The following is an 18,596-nucleotide window of genomic DNA, read 5'->3' on the forward strand; positions in this document are numbered from 1 at the left end:
AGGTTTGAAACAATGGAAAGCGGCAACGGGCAGGGAGGAGGAGCGAGCATCAACGCCACGACGAACCCCGAGAGGTCGCTGAACCCGAGGAGCCTCCTCCCAGGCCAGAACGACGACTGGGTGATGTACCCACTGGATGAGTTCGCCATCACCACCGTCACCGAGGTCATCACCGACCTGGTGGGCTCGGCGGGCATCAGCCTCGACCTGGACCCGGCCGACCTGATCGCGAACTGGGGTGCCGAGACCGACGCGGACCCGGCTGTTGCGGATGAGGCGGCGGCAAAGGAGTCCTCTCCCTTGCGCCTCAAACCCGGCGTGATCCACCGCGCCCCCCGGCTGCTGTTGAAGATCCTGCGGCACAACCCGAATCGCTGGCGATGGGAGGAACGTTCCCTCCGGAACCGGCTCGGTCGCCTCCAGCACCGGGCCGCGCAAGCCGGATCCCTGAGCGACGAGGACCTGCTGGCTCTGGTCGGCGACATCACCGGCCTGTTCCAGGAATGCCTGCGCGACGGCGCGACGTACTACGGCCTAGGTCTGGCCTGGACGAACTGGAGAACCAACCGCCTGCTCAGGAAACGGCCCGATGCCTCCGACGACCTGGCGGACAACATCCTGACCTACTATCTGCAGTTGCTGGCCGAACGCAGGAGCCGCCTGTCGTCCCTGTTCAGGCAATACCAGGAACTGAACGAGGACGCCCAGCACCTTCACCTGCCGGAACGCTTGGAGGAAATCCCGGAAACCGACTTGCTGAAGACCCAGAACCCGGCGGACCTCGAGAACCTGATCCTCGAGAAACTGCGCACCCTACCCAAGGGCCGCAGGTTCGAATCGCGGATCGACGCTTTCCTCTCCGATCTTCCCGTTCCCCTCGAACAGCTCGACTGGTCGTTCTCCCCCCGGATGAAACTCCCGCCACGGCTGCTGGTCATCGCCCTGAGCAGCGAACCCGTCGACGGACTGGACGGCTCGTCCCGCGGAACGAATGTCGCGAAACGGGTGGCGAAGAAACTACCGCTCAGGAAACGCCCGCGCTGGAACCGGCTCGTAACGAAAACCCAGCGGACACTCACCGGCGCGGTCGGGACGGTCTTCCTGCTGCTGGAGATCGTCCCGGTCTTCCACCAGGCATTCGACGAGGTGGCGCGGCGCATGCTGGAACATCGCAGGGTGGCTACGCCTGAGGACCTCGTCCTCCTCAAGTTCGACGAGATCTCGAAGAGCCTGCTGGGCCGGGAACCGCAGCACGAACTCGTCGCCCGACGCCGCGCGGAGCACCAAGAGAAAATGGCTGAACGCCAGGCCAAGCAGGCGAATGCCGCGGAAATCGGGGAGGAGGACGGCAACGCGACCCCCGTCTCGCTGGCCAAGCTCTTCTCGCCATCCGGGCAGGGGAACCCACAAACGGGGATGTCCTAGACGAAGGCCACCGAAAACTGCCCTACCGACGTGAACGCCAGCCCTCCCGCCGGACGCCAGCACTACAGCGCAGGCAAACAGCCAGAAAACACAAGCGCACCCCGCAGGTTTGACACAATGGGAAGCGGTAACGGGTAGCTGGGAGGAACGATCATCAACGCCATGACGAACCCCAACGGGTCACTGGACCCGAGGAGCCTCCTCCCAGGCCAGGACGACGACTGGGTGATGTACCCGTTGGACGAGTTCGCCGTCACCACCGTCACCGAGGTCATCACCGGCCTGGTGGGCTCGGCGGGCATCGACCTCGACCTGAAACCGGCCGACCTGATGTCCAACCTGAACGCCAGAACCGACCCCAACGCGGACCCGATGGTCGCGAAGAAGGCGGCCGCGGACAAACCCTCACCCTTCCGTCTCAAACCCGGCGTGTTCTTCCACGCCCCCCGGCTGCTGTTCAAGGTCCTGCGGCACGACCCGGCCCGCTGGCAGCGGGAGGAACGGTCCTTCCGGAACCGGATCAAACTCTTCAAGCACCGGACCGCACAGGCCGGATCCCTGAGCGACAAGGAACTTGCGCGCCTGGCCGAGGACATCGTTGACCTGTTCAGGACCTGCCTGCACGACGGCGCGATGTACTACGGCCTCGGACTGGTCTGGATGTACTGGCGAACCGCCCGCCTGCTCAGGAAACGATCCAACGCCGGCGGCGAGCTGACCGAGAACGTCGCGGCCTACTTCCTCCAGCTGCTGCTGACCGACCAGAAGAATCCCCTGTCGCCGCTGTTCGAACAGTTCCGGAAGCTGAGCGCCGACACCCAGGAGGTGGATCTGCAGGCGTTCGTGGTCTCGATCCCGGACTCCGCCTTCATGACGGCCAACACCTCGCGGGACATCGAGAAAGCCATCTTCAAGAAGCTGCGCGCCCTACCGAAGGGCCAGCAGATCGAAACACAGGTGGACGCCCTCCTGGCGGACCTGCCCGTCGCCCCCGAAGCGGTCGACTGGCCGTTCTCACCCCGCCCGCAGCTCCCGTTCCGGCTGCTGGTGGCCCTCCTCAGCAGCGAACCCATCGAGGGCCTGGACGAGCTGCTCACCGACGAGGACGCCGCGAAGCAGGTGGCGAAGAAACTGCCGTTCAGGAAACGTCCCCCCTGGAGGTGGAACGTCGCGAAGACCCGCGGGCTGATGGCCGGGGCGGTGGGAACGGTATTCCTGCTGCTGGAGATCATCCCCGTCCTCCAGCGGGCGTTGTCCGAGGTGGCACAACGCCTGCTTAGGCGGCGCCAGGTGGAGGTCGCGGAGGACCTGATGCTCCTGCGGTTCGACGATATCCTCAAGGCCCTGGTGGACCAGGCGGACCGGCAGGACCTCGTCCTGGAGAACCATCACGCGCACATCAAGAAACTGACCGCCCGCCGCCGCGCCCGGCAACTCGAGGCCAAAGAGACCAAGACGCTGCGGGAGGACAACAACGAAACACCCGTTTCGCTGGACGGACTCACATCCGAACCCTGATGGGCCGCACACGGATCCCGGGCTCCGGCCGCGGAAATCCCCGCTTCTTGTGCCCCTCGTGAAAACTATTAACATCGAATTCATTAACCGGACCCGCGTCGCCGCGGGCCGTTCGGTCATCGCAGCCGACATGCACAACTACACCGAGGAGACGCCATGAACACTCAGCAAATGGACCGGATGCGCAACGGCCAGGGATTCGTCGCCGCCCTCGACCAGTCCGGCGGCTCCACCCCACGCGCACTGGAGGGCTACGGCATCGGGCCGGAACGCTACTCCACTGAGGAGGAGATGTTCGACCTGGTCCACGCCATGCGCACCCGGGTGATCACCAGCCCGGCCTTCGACTCCCGGCACATCCTGGCCTCGATCCTCTTCGAACGCACCATGGACTCGCAGATCGAGGGCCGCCCGAGCGCCGACTACCTGTGGGAGGTCAAGGGCATCGTCCCCTTCCTCAAGGTGGACAAGGGCTTGGCCGACGAGGAGAACGGTGTCCGCGTCATGAAACCGATGCCCGGCCTCGACGAGCTGCTCGCGCGGGCCGTGCAGGCCAACATTTTCGGCACCAAGATGCGTTCGGTGATCCTCCGCGCCGACCCCGAGGGGGTACGAACCATCGTCGACCAGCAGTTCGAGGTCGCGCAGCGGATCCTCGACGCGGGTCTGGTGCCGATCATCGAACCCGAGGTGGACATCCACGCCCCGGACAAGGCCGAGGCCGAGCAGCTGCTCCTCAAGGACCTCACCGGGCACATCGACGCCCTGCCCGAGGGCCGCGAGGTCATGCTGAAACTGACCATCCCCACCGTCGACGGCCTGTACTCCGGTCTCATCGCCCACCCGCGGGTGGCGCGGGTGGTGGCGCTGTCCGGCGGCTACAGCCGCGAGGAGGCCGACGAGCACCTGGCACGCAACCCCGGTCTCATCGCCAGCTTCTCCCGCGCCCTGCTCGCGGGCCTGCGCGACGACCAGACCAAGGAGGAGTTCGACTCCACGCTCGCAGCCTCCATAGCGGAGATCTACGCGGCCAGCATCACCTGAGGAACCCCGTCCCGAGGGGGTCAGGCCGGGTCACGTGCGGCCGCGGCCACCAGGGCCGCGGCCGCGATGAAGATCCCGGCTGCCAGCAGCAGCGCGACGCGGAAACCGGACGGGGAGGCATCGGCCGCGACCACGCCACCCAGGACGGCGACTCCGACGACGCTGCCGGTCTGCCGCGCCGCGTTCACGACCCCTCCGGCCGTTCCCGCGAGTTCGTCCGGGACGGCCGAGACCGCTGCGGCGGTCGCGGCGGGCATCGCGAAGGCCATTCCGAACCCCGCGGCGAAGGTGACGCCGGAGACGACCAGGGGCGCCGTGCCGGGGCCGATGAACGCGGTTCCGGCGAACCCCGCGGCCCCGAGGACCAGCCCCGTCAACATCGCCGGAAAAGCCCCGAACCGGGCGGCCGCCCTGCCCCCGAGCGGGGCGGCGACAACCGCGCTGCAGGCCTGTGGGGCGAGCGCGAGACCCGCGTCCCAGGCGTCGAAACCCAGGGTTCGCTGGAAGAACAGGGACAGCACGAAGAGCTGGCCGAAGAAACTCACATTCAGGCAGAACCCGACCGTCACGGCCACCGTGAAACCCCGCCCGGCGAACAGGCCGGGGGGCAGCATCGGTTCGGGAACGCGACGTTCCACGGCGACGAAACCAGTCAACAGCCCAGCGCCGACGGCCACCGCCGCGAGCTGCGGGATCCCCCAGCCGTGTTCGCCCGCCGAGATCACCGCCCAGGTTCCCGCGGCGAGCCCGAGCGCTGAGAGCCCCGGGCCGAACAGGTCCAGGCCCCGGGGTGCGGCCCCGCGCGTCCCGTCGATGGCCCCGACGGTGAGCAGAACGGCCACGGCGATCACCGGAAGGTTGATCCAGAACACCGACCGCCACCCGACCGCGGTCACCAGCATCCCGCCGAGGATCGGCCCGACGGCGGCGGCCACTCCCCCGGCTCCGCCCCACAGGCCGATCGCCCGTGCCCGCGCGGCAGGGTCGGGGTGGATGGCGCCCAGTAGCGTCAGCGACCCGGGCACGACGGCCGCCGCTCCCACTCCCTGCACGGCCCGGGCCGCCACCAGCGTCCCGCCGGTAGGCGCCATCGCGCAGGCGAAGGACAGGACCCCGAACCCCAGCAGGCCGATCAGGTAGACCTTCCGGGCGCCGATGCGGTCGCAGGCAACCCCGGCGGCGAGCAGCAGGGCCGCGAGCACGAGCGTGTAGGCGTCGACGACCCATTGCAGCGTCCCGATCCCGATCCGCAGGTCGGCGCCGATGCCGCCGAGGGCCACGTTGACGACGGTGACGTCGAGCATGACGACGAAGAAACCGAGCAGCACCGCGGCCGTCGCCGTCCGCCTGTTGTCGCGCACCATCCAGGCCTCCTCGTTCAGTCCCGGTCATCAGAGTTCGGCAACCATGGTCACGCCCGGATGATTCGGTGCGCGCCGAACCCGGGGCGGCGAGAATGGAAGGGTGCCCGATCGTTCGTTTCCCGAGAGAATGCCGGAGATCTCCCTGGTCGCCGCCGCGTTGGGGGATCCGTCGCGCGCCGCGATGTGCACCGCGCTGATGACGAACCGGGCCTGGACCGTCGGCGAGCTCGCCCGGTACGCGGGCCTGGCCCGCTCCACCGCCAGCGAACACGTCGACGTTCTCGTCGCCCGGGGCATCGCCACCGAGAAACGCCAGGGCCGTCACCGCTACGTCACCCTCGCCGGTGAACACGTGGCGCGGGTCATCGAGGACCTCGGGGTCCTCTCCGGCACCCTCCTGCCCACGCCCCGGAGCCTGCGGGCGTCCTCCGACGAGGCCCGGTTCCGGGAGGGCCGCACCTGCTACCGGCACCTCGCGGGACGACTCGGGGTCGGGCTCGCCGACCAGCTGCGCGGACAGGACCTGATCGACGCCACCTGGCGGCCCACGGAGGCCGGCCGTGATCTCCTCGACTCGTGGGAAACCGGGCTGGGTTCCCTGGCGGCGAACTCCTGCATGGATGCGACCGAACGCCGCCTCCACCTGGCCGGGCCTCTCGGGACGCGGCTGTGCGGGCTGTTCCTGGAGCGCGGCTGGATCACCCGGGTCGGAACCACCCGGGCGGTCCGTCTGACGGAACGGGGAGAGGCAGAGTTCACCGGTTGCGGCATTGATCTCACGTCGTGACGGGACGGTGCCAGATCAGGGAGTAGCGCCACAACGGGAGGCGCCGCCACACCATCCCGGGCAGGAGTTCGGCGGCCACCCGCCGGATTGTGGTGTAGTCGTGGGGCGGTGGCCACACCGTCGGGGCCGCGTGCTCCCAGAAGCCGTACCGCGCCGAGAACCACCAGTGCTGGAACAGACCCGGGACGTGGATCAGTCGGTCCCTGAGTCTCGTCGCCCGTGCCAAACCGACGATCGCCAGGACCCCGCCCGGGGCGGTCAGCGCGGCCAACCGCCTCAGGCCCGCCCGGAGGTCGGGGATGTGGTGCAGCACGGCCACCGAAGCCACCACGTCGAAACGACGGCCGAAATCATGGGTCAGGAAATCTCCGGACACCCAATCGACGTCTCCGCAGTCCCGACGCGCCTGGTCCAGAACCCGCTCATCGGCGTCGATTCCCACAACCTCGGGTACGACCCGTTGCAACTCCCGGGTCAGCAGCCCATTGCCGCAGCCGACGTCGAGGGCGGTCCGGGCTCCTTTGGATATCTCCCTGAGGATCACGCCGTGGTAGTGGATGTTGTGGTTCCAGCGGCGTGAGGTGGTCGGCATCACCCAAAACTACGTCCGCCCGCCCGGCAAAGCCCAGCCTCGCGTTGAGGGCCTAGTCGATGGATCGCTCCTCCGCGTGAACTCCTGGCTCTCATACTATGTCCGCTAGGAGGCCACACATGAACGATCACCCTTCAGCGAACAATATGAATCAGCCCGGCGGGCAGTCGCCCTGGGAGGCCAAACCGAACCAGGGGCCACAGCCCCAGCAGGGATATCCACAGCAGCCGTCCCAGCCGTACCCCCAGCAACCCCAAGGACCCGGGCAACCACCACAGCCATCCCCCCAACAACCCCAAGGACCCGGACAACCACCACAGCCATCCCCCCAACAACCTCAGGGATATGGACAACCGGGCCATCAGCAGCCCTACACCCAACCCGGCTACCAACAGCCCTACGCCCCCGGCTACGGACAGCCACCACAACCACCCGGCGGAGGCCGCGGAGGAACAAACCGCATCCTGCTCATCGTGATCATCGGCATCCTGGTGATCGCCTTGGGTCTCGGGGCCTGGTGGGTCATCGCCAACAACACCAAACCAGCCGACCCCAGCACACCCACACCAACCACCACCTCCCCCAGCCCAACAGACACGCAGCCCAGCAAGACGACCACCTCCCCCAGCCCTACGCCCAGAAGATCCAGCTCGACACCAACCCCGTCGCCCACCACTGCACCGGAGTTGCCCAAACAGTTCGGCGACTACAATTTCGTTAAAAACATTGACAGAAGCAACGTTTATGAAAATTCTTCGGGCGACCGGATTGTGGCTCAATTCTTGGCGCTCGAAATCCTTTTCGACGTGGAACGCAAAAAAATGGAGGACCTGACCGAGGTTGGACAGCTCACCTGTGGCCGGAGCTTCTACGAGGACAAGGAAACGAAAAAGAAGAAGTACTTCATGATGTGCATAACCAAAAAGTACGGTGGAGTTCTTGAGCTCGGTTCCAACGAGAGCGCCTCCGCCCAAGAATTGGGGGCAGAAGGACAGAAATTCCTCGAGGCCTGGAAGTAGGAGACTGCGTCAACAAAACCCGAGGGTTGGGCGCCAGTCAGGAAGACGGGGCGTCAGATCGCCAGATCCGTCGCGCCGGGGCTGGACGTGGTTTCCGTGACCCACCCCAGAGGCCGGGGATGCTGCGTGCGGTTGCAGCGGCGTAGGACCGGCATTTATCGAGCCCGCCCACCCATCTGACCCGCCGGTTCTCCTACCATGGTTCGCGAGGAGCTGTACATGACCAACTATCCCTACCCCAACATGAACCAGCCCGGCGCGCAGCCGCCCTGGGGAGGCCAACCCCAACAGAACTACCCCCAGCAGGGCTATTCCCAACAGCCGCAGGGTTATCTACCCCCCCAGCAGCAGGGCTACTCCCAGCCCTACGGGACGCCCGGGTACACGCAGCCCCCGCAGCCACCCGGCGGAGGGGAGAGCCGGATGGTGCTGGTGGTGCTCATCTGTGTTCTCGTGGTCGCCCTGGGCCTGGGCGCCTGGTGGTTGATCACCAAAAATTCCAATTCCACCGCGTCCCCCACATCACCCCCCACGGCCACGAGCTCAACCCCCACGGCAACGAGCTCAACCCCCACGGCCACGAGTTCCGCCCCGAAGACAACTGGGCCCGCCACCGCCCCGGAATTTCCCAAGAAGTTCGGCGACTTCAATTACAGCAAAACCAGCCAGGAAGTCAGTTTCTACGACTCCTCGGACAGCACTCAGATCATGGTTTTCACGGACTCCCCCAACAAGTTCGAGAGTGTGCGCAGCAAACTGAAGGATCCGGCCGAGGTCGGCGATTTCACCTGCGGCCCCCAGGAGATCTCCCTCAAGAACAACAAGAAGACGACGGTGATGACGTGCATCACCGACAAGAAGTATGACCGCCTTCTGGTAATGGGCACGACCAAGGCGCTCTCGCCCCAGCAGCTGGGGGACAACGGCATGAAATTCCTGGAGGAGTGGAAGTAGACTCGCCCGCGCCGGTCCACGGGACATCAAGGACGTCATGGGACTCCATGAACCAGTAACCGCCCAGCAGCGCACGAGACGATCCGTCGCATCGTCCCGGGCCACGGGCCGGCATTGAGCGAGGAAGGAATCCATGTGCTGAACAAGCGGCTCGAACAGTGGCTGATCCGCATCGGGATCTTCGTGCTGCCCTCCCTGGTGGCGGTATCGATCTACCTTCCCAGCGGGCTGTTGATGCCCTCCCGCCTGGTCATCCTTGGTTTGGCGGCGGGAACCGCTTGGCAGTTCCTGCGCCGTCCCTCCAAGGATCCGGTGCTGGTGGGGGTCGTGGTGGTCTCCGCGGTGTTCCTCGCCTTCGGGGCGCTCGGGGCACTGCGTTTCCCACAAGGTGTGCAGCTCAGTCACGGGGCGGTCCTCGGGTTCGCGGTGCTGGTCTGCCTGGCGTTCAGCATTCTCGGTTCTGATCGTGGCATGGTTCGCGCCGCGGTGTGGGGCTGGCTGGCCTCACTTGCGGTGACGGGTGTGGTGGGCACCTGGGAGATCCTCACCGATCAGTACCTTCCCGGCAACACCCCGGCCGTCTACTGGAAGCCCCTGGACTGGACCTACAACCTGATCGCCGCCACCTACGACAACCCCAACCTGTACGCATATCACATCACAGTCGGCCTGCTGCTTGTTCCCCTGGCGTGGCGTCTGGCGCCCGGCTGGACACGCTGGCTCCTGATTCCCTTCGCAGCCTGGCAGATCGTGCTGCTGCTGCGCACCAGCGGACGGCTCGCCCAGATCGCCTTCCTGATCGGCGTGGTGGTGTGGTTGCTGTGCAACCGGCGCACCCGCCTGGTCACCGTCATCCTCCTGGCGCTGCTGGCCGGTTCCATGGCACTCGGGATGCCGCCAGGAAGCCAAGCACTCGAATACCTGCACCTGGATCAAGCCACCGCCCCCGGCTCCTCCATCTGGGTGCGTCTGCTGCTTCTCAACTCGGCGCTGTGGATCCTGCCGCACACCGGCTACCTGGGGACCGGGCCGGGCGGGTTCGAACACTGGGCCCTGCTGCCGGAGAACCCCCACCAGTTCTACGGGCTCAACAACGCCCACTCCGGCCTGACCGAGGTGCTGTGCGAGTACGGGGTGGTCACCTTCGCGGTGTTCGCCGCGGCCCTGGTGGCGATGGTGGTGTGTGCCTGCCGCTGGATGCGCGGCGGCGACACGCTCACGCGCGCCCTGGGATCGGCCGCGATCGCCCTGACCGTGACCGTGCTGCCGCTGTCGACGGCCCACTCGACCTGGTTGAGCCAGCCGCTGATGGGCGCTCACCTGGGGCTGGTGGTGCTGTTGCTGAGCGCCTGCCGTTCCACGGGCGAGCAACAAACGGCGACGGCTCCCGCGGCCAGCCACCACCAGAAGGCGTTGCCGAACTCCTTGAACAGGTAGGTGTCGAAGAGAAAGGCCACCAGGGTTGCCAGCAGCGCCAGCGCCAGCGGCGCGGCGAAGGCGTCCTCGCGCCCCCGCAGGGCGAGCTTGCAGAGGGCGAAGACCATCACCCCCGCCAGCAGCGCGCCCACCAGGCCCAGTTCGACGACGACCGCGAGCAGCGTCGAGTGCGGGCTGAGCAGCACCTGGCCGGCAGGAGTGGGCACCATCCGTTCGCCGGGTGCGGGCACCAGGCCGCTGTCGATGGCGAACCAGGGCCACACCTGCCCGGACCCGGCACCGGCGACGATCGTCTGCCAGTCCCGCGTCCACCAGGTCAGCGCGGAGAACAAGTTCTGTTCCCGCAGCGGATCACCGAGGGAGAACAGCCGCCCGAGGGAGGGGAACAGGACAGCCACCACAACGGCAACACCGATGCCGGCCCCGGCCGTCACGAGCCAAGGCCACAGCCTCCGCTGCCGCCCGTTCCGGCCGAACAACAGCTGCACGGCAAGCAGCACCACCCAGGCAACCAGGGCCAGCAGGCCGCCGCGCGACCCCGTCGCCAGCACACCCGTGACCCCGAGGACAACCAGCACCAGTCCCGGCCAGGCAGGTCCGGCCGCTCCCACCACTGACCGCACCGTCCCGCGGGACCGCAGGTACCAGCCCAGCCCGACGGCCGCCGCCAGCAAGAACACCAGGTGGATCGAGGCCGATCCTCCCAGCGCCGTCGCGAGGCGCAGGGAACGATGCACCGGTACCTGACGCGGCCAGGCCACGAATCCTGCGACCACCAACGCCCCCGCCGCCCAAGTCAGCACGACGGGAAGGTGCCGCCGGTCCGCGGCCATCGCGAGTCCGAGACCGGCCGCCATCGCGAGCAGCGCCGTCAGCAGCGGCACCAACAAATAGGAGCCGGGAACCACAGTCAAGTGGGAGGTTTCAACTACGGGACCGGCACGCCACGCGATACCCACCATGGCATAAACGATCAGGACGGTGAAGACTCCCGCCAACACCTGAACCCACCGATTCATCACCCGGATCCGCGCCACCGCCCAAGGAGCGGCGATCAACGCCAGAAATCCGAACAGCGGCAACTCCAGCGTCATCGTCACACCCGCGATGCTCACGGGTCGTCTCAGCCACACGAACTGCATCACCGCAGCCAAGGGCACGAGCAGCCACGAGATCCGGTTCCCCCACCGGGAGAACCGGGTGGGCTCGCCCGTCATCCGGCCGGCACCGCCACCGGCTCGTCGTCACGACGATCCGCGGCCAGGGTCCGCCGAACCACCCGGAATCTTTCAGGCACCTCCGGGTCACCGTCCCTCGCCCACTTCGGAACGGGACGGGCGATCTGCCGGTAGGCGCAGTAGAAACCGAGCAACGTGGCCACCTGGATCCATGCGATGGGGGAGTCCAGGAAGGTGCTGTCGCCGAAAGAAAGGACCGGAATCATGATGGCGGTGATCACGACTCCCTGCCGGATCATCCGGTACTCGGGTGCCTCGTCGATCCTGCCGAGGCCGCGCATGCCACGCCACGCCACGGCGATGAGAGCCGCCCCGACCAGTGCTGCGATGAGGAAACCGTACTGGCTGAGGATCTCGAAGACGCCGCTGTGCGGATTGACGGCCTCGTGTGTGATGTAGGGCACCCGGTTGCGCCGCATCGTGTTCTCGAACATGCCCGGCCCGATGCCGAGCCCGAAGGTCGACAGGAACATCCAGATGGCGTTCATGTAGAGCTTCAACCGGTCGGATCCCGACCCCTCGAACGAGTTGAAGATGCGGTTCATGATGGCGGGGGAACTGATGAGCACCACGACCGCTACCATGACCAGCGTCACCGACACCGCCGTCAGCAACTTGAGCCGGGGACGCACGACTTCCCGGGTGGCCACCATCCACACCAGCATCACCAACGAGACCGCCAGCACCAGCCGGCTGTTGGTCGGGTAGATGATGACCGGGCTGAGGGCACAGCAGACGAGCATCACGTTGCGCACCCAGCGTTTCTCCAGCCGCGAGGCCATGATGAACACGGCCATGGCGGCGCACAGGAAATAGGCGAAGGGATTGGGGTTGACGAAATAGGAGGCGATGTCGTCGGAGGACTCCCGCACCCAGCCGGGCGAACTCGACAGGTAGTTGGGCAGGTGTTTGCCGCTGACGATCTCGTAGATCGCCGGTATCACCGCCACGATCCACGCGAACAACCAAGCCCGCCCAAGCAGCCGCAGCCTCTCCCGGGTCCACGGGTACAGGACGAAGGCCAGGACACTCGCCAAGCTCAGCGCTATCGAGAGCAGGCGTTTGAAGGCGTCCGTGCCGTGGGGCATCACCAACCCCCAGACCAGCCAGCAGACGATCAGAACCACGATCCAGATCGACACGCGGTTCCAGCGCGGGGTGACCAGGAAGGTCACCACCACCAGGACGGCGGCCAGAGGCCGGGCCGCGGCGAAACCGCCGATCGAGACAACCGAACCCAGGGAAGCCACCACCGGCATCAGGAACAGAAGCACCGAGGTGAATCCTTGGAGGCTCCTGCGCTGCCCGGCGGTCGTTGCTCTCGTCATTCTCACCCGTCCTGCTCCGCCAGCTCGCCGATGTAGCGGACGAAGGCCGGATAGTTCGCGTCCGCGTTGTAGGAGGCCAGCGCGTGTTCCCGCACCTGCTGGCGAAACGCGGGATCCTTGGCGCGTTCGTGGTATGCCAGCACCCGGTCGGCCATGTCCCTCGGGGTGAGATCGGCCGGGAGCAGCAACTCCGGCAGCACGACCTCACGGATCGCACCGACGTCGGGGGCGATCGCGGGAACTCCGCGCACCATCGCCTCCATGATCGAGACCGGCACGCCCTCCTTGGAACTGGTGTTCAGGAACAGGTCTACGGAACTGTCCGCGTACAGCTTCAGCAGGTCGGGGTTGTTGATGTGCCCCAGCATCTCGTGGGTCAGGTTGGGAACACCGTTCAGTTTCGCGGCTACCAAGGCGTGGAGTTCCTCACGCAGCGGCCCGTCGCCCGCGTGCCGCCAGACGACCTTGACCTCCGGCAGCGCCTCGGCGACGAGACGGACGGCGTCGATCATGATGTGGAGCTGCTTGAACCTGCTCAGGGTGCTGACCGACATCAACTCCAGGGTTCCGGGATCCGCGGGGACACACATCGGGCAGTCCAGGACCCCGAGCCGGCACACCCTCACCTGCCCAGGGCCGAGACCGTAGCGCGACGCGTACTCGGCGGCGTGCTGCGAGATGACAGCGAGGGTGTGGATCTCGGGTGCGAACTGGCGCATCAGGGCCGTGTACCCCTCCGGCCTGGCGTCCTCGTAGTACTCGCTGTTGTGCGCCCGCGACACGACTTTCCTGACGATCCCCTCCCGTTGCGCGAGAACCGCGGCGCAGGTGCCCACGGAGAACCAGTAGGTGTAGACCACGTCGATCGGGCGACGAAGCCCGGCCGCGATCCGCCGCAGGTGCTGGAGTTCCATCTGCACCCGCACCACGGACAGGAAGGCATGTTTGAGCTTGTAGAAACTGACCCGTTTCGTGCCGAACAGATACCTCAGTTCACGCCAGAGGACCGGGGAGAACAAGGCCTTGAAGGAGTTCTTCAGCTGAGCGGAACGACGATGCCAGTCGGACATCAACCCAGTGTCAACCTCCACCTCGGGTGGCGTGGGCCGCTTGCCGCGGCCCATGTGGTTCTCGGGCAGAAAAATGACCCTGCCCTTGAACTCCGCCCAGTGGGGCACCTCCGTTTCGATGAACTGTTCCCCACCGCCATACGGGAACCCGGACGTGATCCACACTACGCTGGGCTGCACCGGCATACTCTTCCTCCTAGTAACTGGGCAGGCTCAGTCTACGCAGAGTTGCCGCTAAGCTGTTGGAATCATCACACGTGGAAGGGCCCTTCTTGATGTCAGTGCGATCGTATCTCAGGCTAGTGTCCCGCTACTGGTTGGGTGCGTTGCTGGCAGGAATCCTGGCCGCCGTCCTCGGTGCGATGGTGGTTCAGTTCACCAACAAGCCCGAGCACACCACATCGCTCACCATCACGATGCACGTCACGGAGCAGGGCACCTCCCCGACGGGCGAGAAACCCGCCATCGACCAGCTCGCCGCATCAGCTCCCGCACTGCTGACCTCACCGCGGGTGCTTACCCCCGCGGGCAAGACCGTGGATCCGGCCATGACCGCCGAGCAGCTGAAGAAGGCCCTCGACGTCCGCACCCCCAACCAGTCGCTGGTGTTCACCGCGTCGCTGAGCGGCCCGGAGGAGCGCGTCACCACCGTCATGAACGCCATCGGCAACGAGTTCCGGGCGGCCGTCGATGACAACGCGCTGCCCTCCTACGCGGGCGTGAAGCTGACTGTCGGTTCCATCGAGGTGACCACCGAGCCGAGTGCCGCCTCCACCATGGGGACACTCACCCGGGCAATGGTCGGCGTTGCCGTCGGCCTGCTGGTCGCTTTCCTCTACCTGTTCCTGCGGACCTTCCTCGATGACAAGATCCGCAGCCCCGAGGACCTGCGGGAATTCACCGACGACGCGGTGCTCACCGCTTCCGGACTGAACGACATGGCTCAGCTACTCAGCCAGGGCCTGCCCTATCTGTCCGCGGGTCCGGGCGAGAACGTCATCGCCGTCAGCGGGATCGACTCCGAGGCCACCGACCTGGCCCGGGAACTGGCCTCCGCAACCGCGAGAAGCGGAGCCAGCGTGGCCCTGGTCGACCTGGACCTGGCCTCCCGTCCCCTCGGGAACACCCAGGGGCTGGCCGACGTGGTAGGCCAGCGCGCCACCCTGGCCGATGTCGTCTCCCCTGCCGACGGGATCGACGTCGTCGGGGCCGGCGGGCCGGTCCCGAACCCCGGCGAGTTCCTCACCCGCACCGGATACGCCCAGGCATTGAGGGAACTCGGCGCCACGCACGACTGGGTACTCGTGAACACCGGTCCCCTGACCGCATCGAGCGCCGGCGTCCTGGGCGCGAAACTCGCCGACACCACCCTGCTGGTGGTGCGGCGGGGCACCAGCTCCCGCCGGGACGTCGCCCAGGTCCTCAACCTGGTCGAGGCAACCGGCGTGAAGGTCGCTGGCCTGGTCCTGCCCTGACTCCTGGGAACACCCTTCAGGACCTGAGGGCGGAGATGACCCGTCGTATCGGCCGCACCGACAGGCCCAGCCAGACGATCCCGAAGATCACGGCGGCCACCAGGTCGATCCAGTAGGAGGGTGACAGGCTCTGGACAGCCCAGGACGCCAGTCCGATCAGGGCGGCGCTTCCGAGCAGGAAGAACGCGAGCCCGTTCCACCGCTGACCGGTCTGCCGCCATGCGACCCCCATCAGGGACAGGGCGGTCAGGGTGGCGCCCGCACCGTAGCCCAGAGCGATCCCGAAGAGCCCGAGGAAAGGCACCGTCGTCACCCACACGACGATCGCGGTCAGCAACCCGGCCTGGGACAGCAGCATCGAGTAGCGCACGTTCCTGTGCGCGCCGCTGGTGACTGCGCTGACCGACGGGGTGGCAACGTTGTTCAGCAGCAGGGCGACGCAGAACACCGGCATCAGGACGGCGGCCTCCATGTAGCCCTCCTTCCCGCGCCCCAGCTCGTAGATCAGGTGGATCAGGGGCCGGGAAGCGATGGCCAGGGCCCCGAAGACCGGGATTAGCAACGCCACGAAACCGCGGGTGGTCAGGTCGGTGTGGGAACGCAGTTTCTCACTGTCCCCCGCGCCGTGCGCCGCGGCGAGAGCCGGGTAGAGCACCGCGGTGAGGGCGCCGGTGATCATGGCCATCGGGGTGACGAGCTGGGCCGCGGCGGCGTAGACGCCCGAGGCGGCGTCCCCGAACCACCCGGTGATCATCTGGGACAGGTACAGCATGCCCGAGCTGGCGATGGAGCCGATGGCGGAGAAGGTCACGAACTTGTCGATCTCGCTGCGCAGCCCCCGCCCGGGGCGTCCGTGAGCGGTCCATGGCCAGCACAGCAGCGAGTAGGCCCCCAGCGCGAGGCTGAGAGGCACGGTCAGCAGGAGGTTGTGCACCCCGAGCGCCAGCAGAAGGCCCGTCCCCGCTATCCCGATGACGCTGGAGACGATGTCCACCCTGGTGCCGCGCGCCACCTGCCCGGCCCCGAAGTGCACCCCGCGGGCATAGGTGGACGTGCACAGCGTGATCAGCATCGCGCTGACGCACAGCCCCTCCCACCAGGTCCCGCCGTAAAGCGTCATCCACAGCACCGGGGCTACCACGGCCAACGGGCATGTGACCTGCAGCACCCGAGTCGAGATGTGGTTCGCGACCGCGTGGATCTCCGCGTCGTCCTGCTTGCCGCGGGCCCGGGCGATGAACTTCGACGCGGCCTGCTGGGCACTGGACGGCCAGGACGTGTGGAGCAGTGAGGCCAGGGAGAAGGCGTTGGCGACCGCCCCGTAGATGGCCGGCCCCGCAACCCGGGCGATCAACCAGTTGGAGATCGTGCGGGTTCCGCCCTGCAGACCGACCGTGATGATGGAGAAGATGCCCTTGCGGGCACTCGATGTTTTCGCCGGGGAGTTGAGCTGCACCGGGGTGAACGTCATGCCCTGTCCCCTCGACTGTCGGAAATCACCGGTTCAGGCTACCCCGTGCCGTCGTCGACGGACATGGGCAGGCGTAACCGGGGCGCGCGTGTAGGCTCCCATCCATGGCTTTCCTTCCGTTCGCGCGCCCAGACATCACCGAGGCCGAGATCGAGGCCGTCGTCGAGACCATGCGTTCCGGATGGTTGACGACCGGTCCGAACGCGGCCGCCTTCGAGAAGGAGTTCGTCGAGTTCTTGGGCGCCGACGCCCACGGGGTGGCGATCAACTCGGCCACCGCGGGCCTGCACCTGGCCTTCGAGGCCATCGGGGTGCGTCCCGGAACCGAGGTGCTGGTTCCCACGTGGACGTTCACCTCCACCGCCGAGGCGGTGCGCTACCTCGGGGGCGACCCGGTCCTGGTCGACGTCGATCCCGGAACCCTGTGCATCGACCTGGAGGATGCGGAACGCAAGGTCACCGACCGCACCATCGCCATCGCCCCGGTGCACTTCTCCGGGCTCGCAGTGCCCGACGGGGCCCTCACGGGGTTCGCGGAACGCCACGGCCTGAAGGTCGTCGAGGACGCCGCCCACTCGTTCCCGACCCTGAACGAGGGAAAACTGGTTGGCACGCACGGCCACGAAGCGACGGTCTACAGCTTCTACGCCACCAAGACCATGACCACCGGTGAGGGCGGCATGGTCGTCACCCCCGACGCCGATCTGGCCGCCCGGATGCGCACCATGCGGCTCCACGGCATCAACCGCGACGTCTTCGACCGCTACTCCTCCACCAAACCGAGCTGGCACTACGACGTCGTCGCACCGGGCTACAAGTACAATCTCACCGACACCGCGGCGGCGATGGGACGTGTGCAGCTGACACGAGCCAGCGAAATGGCCGACCGCCGCGCGGCAATCGCCAGCCGCTTCGACGCGTCCTTCGCGGACCTGCCGGTCACACTCCCGGCGCACGCACCCGAGGATTCCAGCCACGCCTGGCACCTGTACGTGATGCGACTGAACCCCGACGCGCCAGTCTCCCGCGACCGCTTCATCGAGTTGATGGCGGAACACGAGGTGGGTACCTCAGTGCACTTCATTCCCCTCCACCTCCAGCCCTACTGGCGCGACACCTACCACCACGCCCCGGAGGACTTCCCCGTCGCCACCGCCGAGTTCGCCCGGGCCGTCAGCCTGCCGATCTTCTCCGCCATGACCGGCGACGACGTCACGCAGGTCGTCGACGCCGTCCGGTCCATCCTGGAGTGACCATGATCGCCAAACGTGTCTTCGATCTGGTCAGTTCCGTCATCGGGTTGGTGGTGCTGGCCCCGATCCTGGTGCTGGTCAGCCTGTTCGTGTGGCTCGGCGACCGCGGCCCCGTCTTTTTCCGCCAGGAACGGGTGGGCCGCGGGGGGCGTCTCTTCCGGATCCACAAGTTCCGCACCATGCGGGTGGCGAACTCCGGTTCCCAGGTGACCAGCGCCGACGACAACCGCATCACCCCCCTCGGGAAGGTGCTGCGCAAGACGAAACTCGACGAACTGCCGCAGCTGATCGACGTGGCCCTGGGCAACATGTCCCTGGTGGGGCCTCGCCCCGAGGTGCCCCGGTACGTCGAGCTGTGGGGCGAGGAGGCCCGCGCGGAAATCCTCTCGGTGCGTCCCGGCATCACGGATCCCGCGGCCATCGCGTACCGCAACGAGCAGGACGAGTTGGCGGCCGCCGAGGACCCCGAGAAGCACTACACGCAGGTGATCCTGCCGAGAAAGGTCGCCATGTACTGCGACTACGTGCGCAACCGCAGCTTCACCGGCGACATCAAGATCATCCTCGGCACCATCGCGGCCATCTTCCGCAGCTGAACCGAACCCCCGGCGGTCAAGCACT

15 protein-coding genes are annotated in these 18,596 nt (G+C 66.8%); 10 read left to right on the plus strand and 5 right to left on the minus strand.

Features of this window, described 5'->3' with window-relative positions; genetic code table 11:
* The first annotated feature begins 12 nt into the window (after positions 1–12).
* From EL272_RS14515 to EL272_RS14525, 3 genes are all read left to right on the plus strand, one after another.
* Positions 13–1,425: a PEP-utilizing enzyme gene (locus tag EL272_RS14515; protein ID WP_061787506.1), complete on the plus strand. Its 1,413-nt coding sequence runs from the start codon at positions 13–15 to the stop codon at positions 1,423–1,425.
* A 162-nt stretch (positions 1,426–1,587) separates the two neighbouring features.
* On the plus strand, positions 1,588–2,943 hold the full coding sequence (locus EL272_RS15565; RefSeq protein ID WP_061787505.1) for a hypothetical protein: 1,356 nt from the start codon (positions 1,588–1,590) through the stop codon (positions 2,941–2,943).
* Positions 2,944–3,099: 156 nt separating this feature from the next.
* Positions 3,100–3,987 (plus strand): fructose bisphosphate aldolase, encoded by an 888-nt coding sequence (locus tag EL272_RS14525; protein WP_061787504.1) that lies wholly within the window; start codon positions 3,100–3,102, stop codon positions 3,985–3,987.
* A gap of 20 nt (positions 3,988–4,007) precedes the next feature.
* Here the strand turns inward: EL272_RS14525 and EL272_RS14530 are convergent, their stop codons facing one another.
* Entirely contained in the window at positions 4,008–5,351 is a 1,344-nt protein-coding gene (locus EL272_RS14530) for an MFS transporter (protein WP_061787503.1), read from the minus strand.
* A gap of 100 nt (positions 5,352–5,451) precedes the next feature.
* Here EL272_RS14530 and EL272_RS14535 point away from each other — a divergent pair, with 100 nt between their 5' ends.
* On the plus strand, positions 5,452–6,138 hold the full coding sequence (locus EL272_RS14535) for an ArsR/SmtB family transcription factor (RefSeq protein WP_110644235.1): 687 nt from the start codon (positions 5,452–5,454) through the stop codon (positions 6,136–6,138).
* On the opposite strand, the gene EL272_RS14540 is transcribed toward EL272_RS14535, so the two are convergent.
* Positions 6,128–6,730, minus strand: a complete 603-nt coding sequence (locus EL272_RS14540; RefSeq protein ID WP_061787501.1) for a class I SAM-dependent methyltransferase — start codon at positions 6,728–6,730, stop codon at positions 6,128–6,130. The two genes, EL272_RS14535 and EL272_RS14540, sit on opposite strands and share 11 nt — an antisense overlap.
* Positions 6,731–7,203: 473 nt before the next feature.
* Here EL272_RS14540 and EL272_RS15365 point away from each other — a divergent pair, with 473 nt between their 5' ends.
* From EL272_RS15365 to EL272_RS14555, 3 genes are all read left to right on the plus strand, one after another.
* Positions 7,204–7,749: a hypothetical protein gene (locus EL272_RS15365; RefSeq protein WP_014847964.1), complete on the plus strand. Its 546-nt coding sequence runs from the start codon at positions 7,204–7,206 to the stop codon at positions 7,747–7,749.
* Positions 7,750–7,968: 219 nt separating this feature from the next.
* Entirely contained in the window at positions 7,969–8,703 is a 735-nt protein-coding gene (locus tag EL272_RS14550) for a hypothetical protein (RefSeq protein WP_126409509.1), read from the plus strand.
* Positions 8,704–8,838: 135 nt separating this feature from the next.
* Positions 8,839–10,140: an O-antigen ligase family protein gene (locus EL272_RS14555; RefSeq protein ID WP_014847966.1), complete on the plus strand. Its 1,302-nt coding sequence runs from the start codon at positions 8,839–8,841 to the stop codon at positions 10,138–10,140.
* A 1,213-nt stretch (positions 10,141–11,353) separates the two neighbouring features.
* Here EL272_RS14555 and EL272_RS14560 read toward each other — a convergent pair.
* Both EL272_RS14560 and EL272_RS14565 read right to left on the minus strand, forming a co-directional pair.
* Positions 11,354–12,706, minus strand: a complete 1,353-nt coding sequence (locus EL272_RS14560; RefSeq protein WP_082793818.1) for an O-antigen ligase family protein — start codon at positions 12,704–12,706, stop codon at positions 11,354–11,356.
* A 2-nt stretch (positions 12,707–12,708) separates the two neighbouring features.
* Positions 12,709–13,956: a glycosyltransferase gene (locus EL272_RS14565; RefSeq protein ID WP_159424538.1), complete on the minus strand. Its 1,248-nt coding sequence runs from the start codon at positions 13,954–13,956 to the stop codon at positions 12,709–12,711.
* A 95-nt stretch (positions 13,957–14,051) separates the two neighbouring features.
* On the opposite strand from EL272_RS14565, the gene EL272_RS14570 reads away from it, so the two are divergent.
* Positions 14,052–15,251, plus strand: a complete 1,200-nt coding sequence (locus EL272_RS14570) for a hypothetical protein (protein ID WP_123824011.1) — start codon at positions 14,052–14,054, stop codon at positions 15,249–15,251.
* A 16-nt stretch (positions 15,252–15,267) separates the two neighbouring features.
* Here the strand turns inward: EL272_RS14570 and EL272_RS14575 are convergent, their stop codons facing one another.
* Complete coding sequence (locus EL272_RS14575) at positions 15,268–16,722, minus strand: lipopolysaccharide biosynthesis protein (protein WP_061787495.1); 1,455 nt, start codon at positions 16,720–16,722, stop codon at positions 15,268–15,270.
* A 104-nt stretch (positions 16,723–16,826) separates the two neighbouring features.
* Here EL272_RS14575 and EL272_RS14580 point away from each other — a divergent pair, with 104 nt between their 5' ends.
* Positions 16,827–17,975 (plus strand): DegT/DnrJ/EryC1/StrS family aminotransferase, encoded by a 1,149-nt coding sequence (locus EL272_RS14580; protein WP_014847971.1) that lies wholly within the window; start codon positions 16,827–16,829, stop codon positions 17,973–17,975.
* 2 nt (positions 17,976–17,977) lie between these two features.
* On the plus strand, positions 17,978–18,571 hold the full coding sequence (locus EL272_RS14585; RefSeq protein ID WP_014847972.1) for a sugar transferase: 594 nt from the start codon (positions 17,978–17,980) through the stop codon (positions 18,569–18,571).
* Positions 18,572–18,596 lie beyond the last annotated feature (25 nt).

This window comes from Arachnia propionica (assembly GCF_900637725.1).
GTDB classification, from domain to species: Bacteria; Actinomycetota; Actinomycetes; order Propionibacteriales; family Propionibacteriaceae; genus Arachnia; species Arachnia propionica.

Bases quoted from the DNA above. Each gene is read 5' to 3' on its own strand.
- EL272_RS14575 (WP_061787495.1), bottom strand. From the start codon at position 16,722: ATGACGTTCACCCCGGTGCAGCTCAACTCCCCGGCGAAAACATCGAGT.
- EL272_RS14525 (WP_061787504.1), top strand. From the start codon at position 3,100: ATGAACACTCAGCAAATGGACCGGATGCGCAACGGCCAGGGATTCGTC.
- EL272_RS14515 (WP_061787506.1), top strand. From the start codon at position 13: ATGGAAAGCGGCAACGGGCAGGGAGGAGGAGCGAGCATCAACGCCACG.
- EL272_RS14560 (WP_082793818.1), bottom strand. From the start codon at position 12,706: ATGACGAGAGCAACGACCGCCGGGCAGCGCAGGAGCCTCCAAGGATTC.
- EL272_RS14585 (WP_014847972.1), top strand. From the start codon at position 17,978: ATGATCGCCAAACGTGTCTTCGATCTGGTCAGTTCCGTCATCGGGTTG.
- EL272_RS14580 (WP_014847971.1), top strand. From the start codon at position 16,827: ATGGCTTTCCTTCCGTTCGCGCGCCCAGACATCACCGAGGCCGAGATC.
- EL272_RS14570 (WP_123824011.1), top strand. From the start codon at position 14,052: ATGTCAGTGCGATCGTATCTCAGGCTAGTGTCCCGCTACTGGTTGGGT.
- EL272_RS14540 (WP_061787501.1), bottom strand. From the start codon at position 6,730: ATGCCGACCACCTCACGCCGCTGGAACCACAACATCCACTACCACGGC.
- EL272_RS15565 (WP_061787505.1), top strand. From the start codon at position 1,588: ATGACGAACCCCAACGGGTCACTGGACCCGAGGAGCCTCCTCCCAGGC.
- EL272_RS14530 (WP_061787503.1), bottom strand. From the start codon at position 5,351: ATGGTGCGCGACAACAGGCGGACGGCGACGGCCGCGGTGCTGCTCGGT.
- EL272_RS14550 (WP_126409509.1), top strand. From the start codon at position 7,969: ATGACCAACTATCCCTACCCCAACATGAACCAGCCCGGCGCGCAGCCG.